The organism is Paenibacillus durus, assembly GCF_000756615.1.
Classification (GTDB): Bacteria; Bacillota; Bacilli; order Paenibacillales; family Paenibacillaceae; genus Paenibacillus_AQ; species Paenibacillus_AQ durus.
The window spans coordinates 3,460,533-3,473,784 of record NZ_CP009288.1 but is presented as its reverse complement, the minus strand read 5'-3'; the positions used below and the strand labels follow the sequence as shown (position 1 = coordinate 3,473,784).

Annotated in this window: 13 protein-coding genes and 1 riboswitch; of the genes, 12 read left to right on the top strand and 1 reads right to left on the bottom strand. The window is 50.3% G+C overall.

What is annotated here, in order from left to right; translation table 11 throughout:
- Positions 1–14: 14 nt before the first annotated feature.
- Both PDUR_RS14695 and PDUR_RS14690 read left to right on the top strand, forming a co-directional pair.
- The gene (locus PDUR_RS14695; RefSeq protein WP_042206923.1) at positions 15–923 is read left to right on the top strand and encodes a tyrosine-type recombinase/integrase; all 909 of its coding nucleotides are present in this window, start codon (positions 15–17) and stop codon (positions 921–923) included.
- A gap of 55 nt (positions 924–978) precedes the next feature.
- On the top strand, positions 979–2,076 hold the full coding sequence (locus tag PDUR_RS14690; RefSeq protein WP_042206922.1) for a DUF3900 domain-containing protein: 1,098 nt from the start codon (positions 979–981) through the stop codon (positions 2,074–2,076).
- 98 nt (positions 2,077–2,174) lie between these two features.
- Here the strand turns inward: PDUR_RS14690 and PDUR_RS14685 are convergent, their stop codons facing one another.
- Positions 2,175–3,101: an L-lactate dehydrogenase gene (locus tag PDUR_RS14685; RefSeq protein WP_042206921.1), complete on the bottom strand. Its 927-nt coding sequence runs from the start codon at positions 3,099–3,101 to the stop codon at positions 2,175–2,177.
- A gap of 329 nt (positions 3,102–3,430) precedes the next feature.
- Between PDUR_RS14685 and PDUR_RS14680 the strand changes: the two genes are divergently transcribed.
- From PDUR_RS14680 to PDUR_RS14640, 10 genes are all read left to right on the top strand, one after another.
- Complete coding sequence (locus PDUR_RS14680; RefSeq protein WP_052410234.1) at positions 3,431–4,714, top strand: VPS10 domain-containing protein; 1,284 nt, start codon at positions 3,431–3,433, stop codon at positions 4,712–4,714.
- A gap of 202 nt (positions 4,715–4,916) precedes the next feature.
- Positions 4,917–5,093, top strand: a complete 177-nt coding sequence (locus PDUR_RS29175; protein ID WP_169733350.1) for a hypothetical protein — start codon at positions 4,917–4,919, stop codon at positions 5,091–5,093.
- A gap of 207 nt (positions 5,094–5,300) precedes the next feature.
- On the top strand, positions 5,301–5,702 hold the full coding sequence (locus PDUR_RS14675) for a DUF2500 domain-containing protein (RefSeq protein WP_081949531.1): 402 nt from the start codon (positions 5,301–5,303) through the stop codon (positions 5,700–5,702).
- A 216-nt stretch (positions 5,703–5,918) separates the two neighbouring features.
- Positions 5,919–6,341 carry a cell wall hydrolase gene (locus tag PDUR_RS14670; RefSeq protein ID WP_042206920.1) on the top strand — a complete coding sequence of 141 codons (423 nt, stop codon included), beginning with the start codon at positions 5,919–5,921 and terminating at the stop codon, positions 6,339–6,341.
- Between the two features lie 77 nt (positions 6,342–6,418).
- Entirely contained in the window at positions 6,419–6,790 is a 372-nt protein-coding gene (gene gerQ / locus PDUR_RS14665) for a spore coat protein GerQ (RefSeq protein WP_407944317.1), read from the top strand.
- A 311-nt stretch (positions 6,791–7,101) separates the two neighbouring features.
- On the top strand, positions 7,102–8,418 hold the full coding sequence (locus tag PDUR_RS14660; protein ID WP_042206918.1) for a hemolysin family protein: 1,317 nt from the start codon (positions 7,102–7,104) through the stop codon (positions 8,416–8,418).
- Positions 8,419–8,548: 130 nt separating this feature from the next.
- Entirely contained in the window at positions 8,549–9,301 is a 753-nt protein-coding gene (locus tag PDUR_RS14655; protein WP_042206917.1) for a DsbA family protein, read from the top strand.
- Positions 9,298–9,768 carry a disulfide oxidoreductase gene (locus tag PDUR_RS14650; RefSeq protein WP_042206916.1) on the top strand — a complete coding sequence of 157 codons (471 nt, stop codon included), beginning with the start codon at positions 9,298–9,300 and terminating at the stop codon, positions 9,766–9,768. Before PDUR_RS14655 ends, PDUR_RS14650 begins: the two co-directional genes overlap by 4 nt.
- 177 nt (positions 9,769–9,945) lie before the next feature.
- Positions 9,946–10,105, top strand: a riboswitch (cyclic di-AMP (ydaO/yuaA leader).
- A gap of 125 nt (positions 10,106–10,230) precedes the next feature.
- The gene (locus PDUR_RS14645) at positions 10,231–12,048 is read left to right on the top strand and encodes an APC family permease (RefSeq protein WP_042206915.1); all 1,818 of its coding nucleotides are present in this window, start codon (positions 10,231–10,233) and stop codon (positions 12,046–12,048) included.
- A gap of 259 nt (positions 12,049–12,307) precedes the next feature.
- Positions 12,308–13,108, top strand: a complete 801-nt coding sequence (locus tag PDUR_RS14640; RefSeq protein WP_407944234.1) for an ABC transporter ATP-binding protein — start codon at positions 12,308–12,310, stop codon at positions 13,106–13,108.
- Positions 13,109–13,252: the final 144 nt, after the last annotated feature.

Below are 13,252 nucleotides of genomic sequence, written 5' to 3'. Positions count from 1 at the left end.
AGGAGGCGCCTTGGATGGACGAAGCTCTGCTGGGATATGAAGAAGAACTCGAAGCCTTCATCATCTGGATGAAGGATGCAGGCTACACTGCCTATACCCAAAAATCGTATCTTGCCGATGTGCGGCAGTTCTTGAACAGTCTGAACGGGAAGACGCTGAACACTGTCAAAAAGCTGCACGTGATCTCCTTCCTTACCTCCATGCGCGAACGCGGAGTCAGCGACACGACTAGGAACCGCAAGCATGCTTCCGTCAGCTGCTTCTTCAAATCGCTGATTGAGCTTGAACTGCTGACCGGCAATCCCGCAGCGGGCATCAAAAAGTCCAAGACCGAGAAAAACCGGGAGCCGGTCTATCTGGACGAGGACGATATTCGGCGGTTTCTGGCTAAAGTGGACGGAAAATATAAAGAACGCAATCTGGCGGTCTTTTTGCTGATGGCTTATATGGGGCTGCGCGTAGGAGAGGTACATACATTGAATTTGGGAGACTATCATCCGGAGCGGCGCATGCTTCGCGTGTTCGGCAAAGGCCGGAAATGGCGCAATGTTCCCGTACCCGGGGATGTCGCTCCCTACCTGGACCATGCTCTTGCGGAACGGCTAACGCCTTGGCGCGGAAGCAGGGAAGAGGCCATGTTCATCTCGCAAAAAGGGCGCAGGCTCTCGATCCGCGCCATTCAGGGCATTGCTTCCGAGACCTTTCAGCGCTTTCAGAGCGGAATTCCGGCTGTCCGCCGGCGTTCTTTTTCCAGCCATAAATTGCGGCACTCCTTTGCCACGATGCTGCTGCGGAAGGGTGCCGATTTACGGACGGTGCAGGAACTGCTCGGACATTCCTCCATACAGACGACAACGGTGTACACCCATATCACGGACAAGGAAAAAGAAGAGGCCATGTCCCGCCTGCAGCTCCAGTTATAGTAGATAACATGACAGAATGCCGACGAACGGTGAACAGGAAATGAGGTTGCAGAAGATGAAATTCAATGTCCAATTTCTGTCCTTTTATGTGATTCAAGTGGAAGGAAATGAAGGGCAAGGCGCGAAATCTTACAAGCATTACCAGACTATGGATGAAGAAGAGTATGAGCACAGCGAGATCAAGAAGTTTCTTGACGGTGAGTTTACACGGACAGCCAAGCGCAAGGTAGAGAAGAATCCGAACTCGGAGCAGGCGCCGACCAAGATTGGACGCTTTCTGGTGGAGCCGGGATATGACCTTGACAGCAATCCTAATTTCAATCAGCTCACGCGGCTGCGCGCGGCGGAAGATGTGGAAGCCTTTCATGAGTTCGGTGACGATCTCGTCCGAAGCTATCTGGATACGAGCGCCGTTCGCGGGGGAGCGCTAATTCTTTCCCAGGCTGTCCTGCGCACCCATGGCGACGATCCGTTCGTATTTATCATGAAGTGCGATTTCGAGTCCAAAATTGCCCGTATTTCCGATGAGCGCAGTCTGATCAGCGAGGTGGAAATGGCGATCAGCGCCCGCAACATGAAGTCGATTCAGTATCCTTATATGCCGGAGGAAGGTATGTTCGAGGAATGGGAACTCAAAATCCACCAGTCTTCGCATGCCCGTTACTTTGAGGATTTTCTGAAGTTCGTTACCTATGAGCAGTCGATTCCCGAGATTGTAAACGACCAGGTAATGGAGTATGTGCAGAGCTATGTAGAGACCAAATGGCCGGATGAGAGTCATGAAGAGCGCCAGCAGACCGAGCGTGACCTGGAGCTCTGGGCCGCAAGCGAGAAGCGCGACATCCAGCACAAGTGGGAGCCTGAGGAAGTGATCGAGGCGGCGTCGCGGATTATCGATATCAAGCCGGAAATCGAACTGAAATTCAAAATCGGCGACACCTATGTCAAAGGGTTTCTGGCGGATTATGGAGACAAGATCCATATCGCTACGTTCGGAGACCGCTATGCGCTTGTGATTGAGGGCTCTTCTTTTACTTTTGATAAAGGATTTTCACCTGTAGAGCTGCTGCAGCCGGAGCCCTTTGCGCAGTTGGCGGACAGGCTTCTGGATAAGAAATGGTCAGCGGATGAAGAAGGACCCAGCGAAGAATAGGCAATTACCTGTTATATTGAACCTAAAAAAGAAGCCCCTGGCAGTTATGCGCTTGGCGGCTTCTTCTGTTTGCGCTTTATGGTGACGCGCAGTTTGACTTACAGATCCAATTTTGCGATTTCAGCTTTAAGCTTCTCGGCAGACTGCTGGAACAGCGCTTGCTCTTCTTCGCTCAGCGGCATCTTCAGCACCTCGCGAACCCCGGAACGGTCCACAATGCATGGAGCACCGAGGAATACATCCGAAACGCCGTTATAGTTGTTCAAGAGTGTAGAAACGTTCAGTACGGCTCCTTCATTGCTGAGTATGGCTTCTACGATCCGGTCCAGAGCGAGCGCAATTGCGTAAGAGGTTGCTCCCTTGGCGTTAATAATTTCATAAGCGGCGTTTTTTGTATTTTGGTAAATTTCTTCCCGGGTCTCATCGTCAAAGCCGAGCTCGATGCCGCCGCTAATGTTGGCAAGGCTCCATACGGGAACCTCGGAGTCGCCGTGCTCGCCGATAATCGATCCGTGGATGCTGCGCGGGTCGATCTCTTTGTGCTTCCCGATCAGGTAGCGGAAACGGGCGCTGTCCAGCACAGTCCCGGACCCGATGACACGTCTGCGATCGAAGCCGCTGATTTCCAGCGTGGCATAAGCGAGGATATCAACCGGATTGGTTGCAATCAGCAAAATGGCGTGTGAATTATATTTCGTAATTTTTTGGATAATATCCCGGAAAATCGAAATGTTCTTGCGCAGCAGATCAATTCGTGTCTCGCCCGGCTTTTGTGAAGCACCCGCGGTCACGATAATAATATCCGCATCCCGGCAGTCTTCGTAGGTTCCAGCCCACAATTTTACACCACCCGCAAAAGGCATGCCGTGGTTCATATCGAGCGCTTCGCCAAGCGCCTTTTGATGATTAACGTCAATGAGTACAAGTTCGGGCATGCGGCGGCGCAGCAGCAGGGTATAAGCGGTCGTTGTACCTACTGCTCCGGTACCGATAACGACGACTCGATTAGGTTTAAAAGGGGCCATATTTCCATCTCCTTCGAATGGTGTGAATTTTTTGTGTACAATCTTATTTATCATAGCTTCAATCGTTAGTCTTTTCAAGAACCTTCTTTTTAATCCATTACCCAATAATAACCGGGACCGACAACGAAAACTGGGGAAACAGCGCGATTTTTTTGTTTTTATATGTCGACGCTTGTCATGAAATGGGTGGAAGTGTTAGAGAATACCGCAGCGGGCAGTTAGACCATTTCGGGCCGCTTTAGGGCATCAAAGCATATTTGCTGTTGGTGTTACGGGAAGCGTATAATCAGACGAGGATACTTCTATCAACGCCGAAAGGAGAGAGAGCATTGCCTGTTCCGGCTGTACGCCTGAAACATTATAGAAAGTTATTCACCGTTCTGCTGGCTGCGCTGACCGTGGCATCCTGTTCGTCTCCCCCGCCGGAAACGAAGCCGCAGCCGAAGCCGACGGAGCCGCCTGAGGAGGGGCAGACGATTACCCTGATCACGCCGGATGCGGGCAACATCTATTCTGCAAAAAAGTCCAAATACCAAATCCAGACACGGCTTACCGACTTTCAGCTGCTCAGCGAGTCGGAGGGACTGGCCTGGGGCGTAACCAAAAATGCATTGCGGTTGTATTTAACCCGGGATAGCGGACAGACGTGGACCAATATTTCTCCAGCGTCCACCGTCCAGTTCTCATCCAATCCCGTTTACGGGCAGGACATCTTTTTCACGGACCCCGGGAACGGCTGGATTATACGGCAGGCCTTTGGAATGATGGAAACCACTGTTCTGCGGACCAAGGATGGGGGAAAGAGCTGGAAAATTTCTTCTCTCAATCAAGGCGGCAGGATTTCATCCGTATATTTCGCTTCTCCCTTAAAAGGCTGGCTTTTGGCTACCTGGGACTCTGAGGGGAGCGGGGAGAGCAAGGCGCTGTATATGACAGAAGATGGTGGAGCAACCTGGAACACTGTTATGCAAAATGATCAATATTCTCCGAAATCCCTCCATCAAGCGATTCCGGTAGCTGGCGTTACTGGCGGTTTGGTATTTCGGGATCGCGAGCATGGTCTGGTCACACTGAATAAATCCAAGACCCCAAAGCTATATCATACCCTGGACAGCGGAGCCAGCTGGCAGGAAGATAGCGCCTTTGCCCCAGCCGACGCTTTCAAGAATTATGATAATGTTAAGCTGGGACAACCCGAATTTTTCGGCATGAATAGCGGATGGATACCGGTGGCAGGCAGCAAGAAGGGCGTCGATGGGACATTCTATGACGGCTTATTCACGATGGATGGAGGGAGAACATGGATTTATTATCCGCTTCATCTGGGCGTCCGGACTGGAAAGAATGAGGATGTGCCTCCGACCTTCCTGGATGCGGGCCTTGGCTGGATGCTGAATGGGAATCTTTTATACCACACGACGAACCAAGGTAAAGATTGGAAAGCACTCCCGCCCAGCGTTGTGCTTCAGTCTAAGCTTACCGAGTATCCGGAGATCGTCAAGCTCCAATTTATCTCGAAAGAGGTCGGTTGGCTGCTGATCGAAAAGAGTGATAACAAGCGGTCGATTCTTTTGCAAACAACGAATGGCGGTGTCAATTGGCGCGTAGAGTAAAGAAGGCGTGCGGTCCTAATCCGAGAAGATAGGGAGTCGCGCGCTTTTTAAATAATCTAAAATAAACAATGCAAAAATTATTTAAAATTTTCTTTTAAATGTGAAAAAAATCACATTATCATCAAATACCCTGTGATATATTTAACACATAGAAAGTAAGTTCATTTTTTCACAAACTAACTGATCGACAGGAGAGATTATAATGAAAACATTTGAAACGGATTTTGTAACCAAAAACCTTTTGCAGCTGTGCTACACCTGTGAAGATGCCCACCAATGCCAGACTGAAGAACAATGCAGAGCCTGCTGGGCTGAGAACGGCATGATTCCGGAGCAAGAAGATGAAACCAAAAACTTCTTGAACCTGGTGCATGCATAATCTAATCATTGGACCCAAGGTTTAAGACCGCAAGTTTTCCTGAAATCCGGGAGAGCGTGCGGTCTTTTAGTTTTAGCAGAATCCTCGCTGTAATCGTATATGTCTTAGGCATTAAGTATGCCGCAAAAGTATAGGCATATAATGTAGGGAAGCCCGGGTTGGCCGGTTGAATTGCGGGCGGAATACGGGAGGCGAGGGGGAATCGCTATGAATTTGGGGCCGGACCCATCCTGGATGTTTGATTTTGCCGGAACGGTATTGCCGATTTTTATTGTCGTGATGGCAGGCATAATCGCCCTGTCAGCCGGGAGAGGACTGCTTGGATGGTTCAGGAACAACCGTATGCCTGTACTTACCGTCCCTGCCTGCATAGTGGCCAAGCGCAGCGAGATCAGACAAAAGCCTCCGGATGAGAGCAGCATCTCCCGTGCGGTGATGATTTACTATCTAACCTTTGAACTTGAAGACGGGGATCGGGTGGAGTTCAAGGTCAACGGGAGCGAATACGGTGTCAGTGCCGAACGTGACCGGGGGCGTCTAACCTTTCAAGGCACCAGGTATCATGGTTTCAAGCGGGAACCCCATTATTCTTTTATGGAAGAACGCTAGTTTAAACGTTTTTCAAGCAGAGCAACTTTGATATCCTCTGTTTCCGTAATGCGGATTCAGGGGATATATTACATTTATAGGCATAAATACGGCCGGAATGCAGTTCTTCCAAAAAAAGTGGCAGGTAAAAGTCACCACTTGGGCGTTCGCACATACAATACATCGTGCAATACAGAACGACTGCCTCTAACTCGACAAGTTGAAGGAGGAAAGCGCGTGGCCGTCATTAAGACCAATTCGGAAGGGGAAAAAGTTCTGGCCCGGCTAATGCGGGCGGAAGCGGAGGAAGACGGGGATCTCGGCATGCTGATGGTGGGGAATGTCGGGGTTAACCGGATCCTGGGCAACTGTCTGGATTTTAGAAACATCCGGTCTGTCAACGACATGGTATTTCAGAGTCCGGGCGGATTTGAAGCAACGACCAAAGGCTATTTCTATCAACGCGCAAGGGATAGGGACATCCGCCTCGCCAGACGCGTCATCGGCGGTGAAAGAACGCATCCCGCCTCAAACGCCCTCTGGTTCTTCCGTCCCGTCGGCAATTGCCCGGGCACCTGGTATAACCAGCAGAATACCGGCCGTTTTAAAGCGCATTGCTTTTTCCGGCCCACTCAAGGGGATTGTCCAGCCGTTTACTAAAAGATTTTTCTATTATAAGGAGGTTCTGATTCATGATTATGCAGCCCTATCGTCCCGTTACTTATTCGTACGGAAGCATGTCTTCCGGAACGCCGGCAACCGGAAGCGTCCCCCCACAGGTAGCAAGCGGAGGTGCGATGACGCCCACAGGTGCTGTTGTCTCGGGGGCGTTGCCCGCTTACGAGCAATCTTACATCGAAAATATCCTGCGGCTTAACCTGGGCAAGGTCGGCACGTTCTATATGACCTACGAGAATAACAGCGAATGGAACGCCAAAGTCTTCAAAGGGGTATTGGAGGCTGCGGGACGGGACCACATCATTATCAGTGATCCGACTACCGGCCAACGCACGATCCTGCTGATGGTCAACCTGGATTATGCAACCTTTGACCAGCCCCTTGTGTACCAGTACCCGGGCGTCATCGGCGCTCCTCCGGTTACCCGTTAATAGAGCTAATCCGGTCCCGGCCTAACGGCGCGGGACTTTTTCTTTTCCGCGAGCAACCCTCAGCAACCCTCAGGTAAACCGGACTGTGCATAAATTCGCCTGTTTGCGAAAGGAATACGCATGCTTGCGGGAATGCCGGATATATTTATATAATAATGAATATCTTTATACCCGGAATAAGCAAGGAGTTGAGTCTATTGGGAAATATGTAGCGAAAGGAATGGCTGCCAAGTTGGACGTCAATATTTGGAAAAAACGAAGGAGGTGGGCCTACCCGCCGGCCTGACAAAAACGACGGGTAGGAGTAAAACTTGAGCGACCCTTTACCCGGTTTATTGAGAGTTGGTCTGATTATTCTTTTGGTGCTGTTAAACGGATTTTTCGTCTCTGTGGAGTACGCGATGGTAAAAGCGCGCGGAGGGCGGGTCGATTCCCTGGCTGAGGAAGGCAGCAAAAGAGCGCTGTCGGCGCAGGGCGTCATCCGCAATATGGACGCATACCTATCGGCCTGCCAGCTCGGCATCACGCTGGCTTCGCTGGCTCTGGGCTGGCTCGGAGAGCCTGTCATCGCGGCGCTGCTGTCACCGCTTTTGTCCGGATTCGGACTGGGCAGTGCGGCGGTGCATGTATGTTCTGTTATCCTTGCCTTTTTATTAATAACCGTCCTTCATATCGTGCTTGGCGAAATGGCTCCGAAGACCATCGCGGTGAACAAGGCCGAAACGGTGCTGCTGATGACCGCAGGGCTGATCGGCGCCTTTTACAAGCTGATGTATCCCTTTATTTGGGTGGTGAACGGACTTGCGCAGGGTATATTGCGAATGTTCAAGTTTGCGCCCGTTTCCGAGATGGGGACCGCGCATACAGAGGAAGAGATCCGGATTATTATGCAGGAAAGCAACAAGAGCGGACTGATCGATAATACCGAAATGGCCCTGGTGGACAATATTTTCGGATTTGCGGACACCACGGCCAGGGAAATCATGATTCCACGGACGGAAATGATCTCTCTTAACATTCATTCATCCGTCCAGGAAAATTTACAAATCGCTTTTGAAGGCATGCGGACGCGTTATCCGGTATGCGAGGGCGATAAGGACCACATTATCGGATTTATTCATATGAAGGATATGATCAGGGAAAATGCGTTGAACCTTAACGAATTGATTCGGCCGGTTCTGACGGTGCCTGAGTCGATCCAAATCAGCGCCCTGCTGAAAACGATGCAAAAGGCAAAGACGCAAATCGCGATTCTAATTGATGAATACGGAGGAACTTCAGGACTGGTCACCCTCGAGGACATTATGGAAGAGATCGTCGGGGAAATCCAGGACGAATTCGACCAGGAGCGCCCGGAAATCGAGAAGATCGGCGAGGAGGAATACTCTCTCGACGGCCTGCTGCTTATTGAAGAGGTGAACAGCCGATTCGATATGCAGCTCGAAACGGAAGATTACGACACGATTGGCGGCTGGTTGTATTCCAGACTGGAAGCCAATCCCCCGCATAAAGGGCAATTCGTAGAGTACGGAAGCCATCTGTTCATCGTAGAAGAGACGGATAACAAGCGCATCTCCCGCATTAAGCTTCTGAAAATGGAGCCGCTGGCGGAAGAAGCGGGAGCCTGAAAGCAAGATTAATAGTTCTGGCATTACATGAAGGGTACCTCTCTGAAGCGGTTGCTTTAGGGGTACCCTTCTTTTAAACTTTCAATCAATTCATTATTCGGGTCCATCTGGACAGAAAGGAAATACCACCTTGAGCAAATCGAAGAAAAACAGGACGACCTCCTCTTCCAAGATCAAGCAAGAAAGGCGCCAGGCCGAACTGGAGAGGCAGAAGAAGACCCGCATTCTATTAATCGGAACAATCCTGATCGCAGTCGTTATTTTCGCCGGTCTCTTTGTATTGGCTACCAAAAATACAGGCAATCCAGGAGGCTCCGGCAGTCCGGCATCGTTTAATTATGATGAACTTCCCAGACTTGGCAAGGCGGATGCACCGATCAAGCTGGTAGAGTTCGGCGATTTCAAATGTCCGGCCTGCGCCCGGTTCTCCGTCGGCATCAAACCTCTGCTTGTGCAAGAGTATATCGAGACAGGGAAGGCGGCGCTTTATTTTGTCAATATGTCCTTTATCGGGCCTGATTCCAAGACGGCTTCCCTTGCAGCGCTGTCAGTCTATCATCAGAATAGCGAAGCGTTCTGGACCTATTACGATGCCCTCTATGCGAACCAGGGTGATGAGAATGCCGAGTGGGCGACCGAGGATTTCCTGGTAGAGCTTGCGCAAAATGAAAAGCTCCCTATCGATTATGATCTTCTGCGCAAAGATATACAAAACCGTACATATGCGGATGAGTTGGCAAGAGATAATGCGGTTGCAAAAACTAATCATGTGACAAGTACACCATCGCTGTTTATTAACGGTGTAAGGGCCAGTGATCCTTTTAACCTTGGAGCGATTGCGGCAGAGATTGAATCAGCGGCAAAGGCGGCTGAAGCGGAATGAGCGCATTTTCCACCTTCTTAAGGCGGCATTGTCTCTATCTGGCCTGGTTTGTATCTTTGGTCGCTGTAGCAGGCAGCCTTTACCTGAGCGAAGTGTTAAAATACGAACCCTGCAAGCTGTGCTGGTTCCAGCGGATTTTTATGTACCCTCAAGTTTTTCTTCTGGGTATCGCAACCTACCGTAATGACAAGCGGATTATTCCGTATGTGCTGCCGTTATGCGTGATAGGCGGAAGCATATCCCTGTATCATTACGCGGAACAGAAAATTCCGGCGCTGGGCACAGTGGTTCCTTGTAGCATCGGTGTTCCTTGTACGAAGGATTATTTAAATTTTTTCGGTTTTATCACCATTCCGCTGTTGGCGCTAACGGCTTTTGTGCTTATTTTTGTATTGCTGTGGAACGGCAGAGAGAGCGCAGAAGAGAATTCCGAAGAAACTGGGGACGGGTTCACTCAGGTAGAGTAGAAGTTTTTTCATGTAAATGGCATAAAAACCCGCGCTGAAGGGATAATACAAGAGAATAAACGACATGAACATATCATGTTTGAAATTTGCGTGATTTAGTCGGTTTTTCATTCCTTTTTCATTATTTTCACTGTTTACGGCTCTCGCTTTATGGACTAATATTAGACCTTGTGAGAAGTTGAATATGCGCTGAATTTTCCAGTTAGGAAAAACGGGGGAACCAACCTGACCGTTATGGTCGACGGGGTGAATCGGTACCGGTTAAGTCAATCCGGCCCGTAGGGCTTCCACAGTCCGAATCCGCCAGCTAACCTCGTAAGCTACAGTGGGATAATGATCATGCAAAAGCATGCGGTCATTTCCGCATGCTTATTTTTGTGCCCTTATTTTTGAAAATCCACGACTGAAAACGGCGCGCGGTACTACCGCTTCAACTCACCAAAGAGAGGAAATGTATCCAAAATGGTAAGCAGAGTAAAACGACTATTAATCGGTCGTCCCAGAAAATCGACCGAACTCGACCAGGAAAAGCTTTCCAAGCTGAAGGCACTCGCCGTTCTATCGTCAGATGCCCTTTCGTCCGTTGCTTACGGAACAGAGCAGATTTTGATCGTGCTGGTAGCTGCCGGTTTTACAGCCATCTGGTACTCTTTGCCGATTGCACTCGCCGTACTGGGATTGCTGGCGATTCTGATTTTATCTTACCGGCAGACCATATTTTCTTATCCTCAAGGCGGGGGAGCCTATATTGTAGCCAAGGATAATCTCGGCGTTTCCACAGGGCTTCTGGCCGGTGGTTCCCTGCTTGTGGACTACATTCTGACGGTTGCCGTAAGCGCCTCGGCCGGAACGGATGCGATCACCTCGGCATTTCCGAGCCTTCACGAGCATTCAGTGGCCATTGCGGTTACGGTGATTATCATACTGACGATAATTAACCTCCGCGGTGTTACCGAATCGGCATCCTTCATTGCCATCCCGGTATATTTGTTCGTCTTGTCCATTGTGGTTTTGATCATTTCCGGACTGGTTAAATACGCGGTCGGCGGCGGTCATGCCGCTGTTCCCGAAATCGGCTCAGCTGTTTCCAATGTCAGTCTGTTCCTGCTTCTTAAGGCTTTCAGCTCCGGCTGTTCGGCCCTGACCGGGGTCGAGGCTGTATCCAATGCGATCCCGAACTTTAAGGCTCCAGCGGAGAAGAATGCCGCCAAGACACTGATGATGATGGGACTCATTCTGGGATTCATGTTTACCGGCATTACGCTGCTGGCATACTGGTACGGCATTACCCCGAGTACAAAAGAAACGGTGGTTTCTCAAATTGCCGAATCGACCTTCGGACGGGGTGTCCTCTATTACGGCATTCAAGCGATAACGGCCGTAATCCTGTTTCTGGCCGCTAATACGGCTTACTCGGCCTTCCCGCTGCTGTCGTTCATGCTGGCGAAAGATAAATATTTGCCCCATGCCTTTATGGTTCGCGGCGACCGTCTTGGCTTCTCGAACGGTATTATTTTTCTCGGAGTGGCTTCGTCGCTGCTTGTGGCGGCATTTCACGGTGAAACCGGAAATCTGATTCCGCTTTATGCCGTCGGCGTATTTATCCCTTTCACTCTGTCCCAGCTCGGTATGATGGTGCGCTGGTTCAAGCTGAAGCCGGCCGGCTGGCAAGGCAAATTTGCCGTAAATACGGTTGGTATGCTTACAACTCTTACCATTACGCTTATTTTTATCATCACCAAATTCGCGAACGTATGGGTAGCCTTTATTTTCCTTCCGATCGTAATGCTCATCTTCTTCCGCATTCACCGACATTTTATGAATACGGCCGATGAGCTTCGGATTCAGCTCGATAAGGATAAGCCGGTGATCAAGGGAAGTACGATCGTTATTCCGGTATCCGCTGTAACCCGGGCGGTGCTTAATTCAATCAGCTATGCGAAATCGCTGACGGATAATGTGGTTGCCGTATACATCGGCTTTGACGAGGAAGAGATTCGCAAGATGGAGCAGAAATGGGAGGAATGGGACCCCGGAGTGCGTCTTATCGTGCTTCGTTCACGGTACCGCAGTGTCTTGCGCCCGCTGGTTAAATTTATCGATACGGTGGAATGGAAGACCGCTGAGACGGACCATATTACCGTTCTGATCCCTCAATTTATCACCAAGCACTGGTGGCAGGCTATCCTGCATAATCAGACGAGTGTCTTTATCCGGACTTACCTGATGAACAATAAGGATATCGTCGTTGCGACGGTGCCGTATCATCTGAATAAATAACCCGGCGGGTAGACCGGGTAACGGAAAGCTGCTGTTGGAGAATTTCTCCGATGGCTGCTTTTTTTTCGTATGGCGTGCTTTAATAGGATGATGCAGTCGTTATTACTTACTTATGGACAAAAAAACGACAAAACCGCCCTTGATATTAAAGTTGACAAAGATAATGATAATCAATATCATTTAATCAAACAAGGTAAACGTTCGGTGCAATAATGAAGAATGACATGTTATGCATCATTAGACATAAGGAGTGAAGCTGATGTTGGAGCGTTTGAATGCAGCTCAATTAAGTATCGGTTATGCGGATTCGATTATTGTTAAAGATCTCAATCTGTCGATTCCGACCGGAAAAATCACGGCTCTCGTGGGCGCCAACGGCTCGGGTAAATCCACAATCCTCAAAACGATGGCCAGGCTGATGAAGCCGACTAGCGGCACAGTGCTGCTTGACGGCAAATCGATCCATACTCAGTCGACCAAGGAGGTCGCGCGCCAGTTGGCCATTCTGCCCCAAAATCCGACCGCTCCGGACGGACTAACCGTTTCTGAGCTTGTAGGCTACGGCCGTTATCCCCATCAGAAGGGCTTCGGCACGCTCACCGCTGAGGACCGGAACATTATTTCCTCGGCCATTGAAGTGACGGGGATGCAAGCTTTCAGCGACCGGCCGATCGAACGGTTGTCCGGGGGCCAGCGGCAGCGCGCATGGATCGCTATGGCGCTGGCCCAGCAGACGGACATTTTATTCCTGGACGAGCCCACGACATTCCTCGATATGGCGCATCAGCTTGAGGTGCTGCAGCTCCTGCAGGTGCTTAACGAGCAGGAGGGCCGGACGATTATCATGGTCGTTCACGATTTGAATCACGCCTCCCGCTACGCGCATCATATGGTAGCGATTAAATCGGGCACCGTAATCAGCGAAGGCGCACCAGTCGATGTTATGACGCCGGAGGTGCTGCGCGAAGTGTTTGGCATCGAGGCGGATATTGTCGAAGACCCGCGGACGGGATTGCCGCTGTGCCTTCCTCACAGCCTGGCAGAGTGCAAGGCCGTCTGAAAAGGCGAAAGTAAAGCCTGGCGCTGCGGGAGCAGAGGCCTGATCTGCCAGGAACCTCTCCGTCCCGCAAACTTAATAACGATCTATAGGGCTCCTTATCATTGACAAGGGAGCCTGTTCGTTGTTAAAGTTGGGGATGCCTGA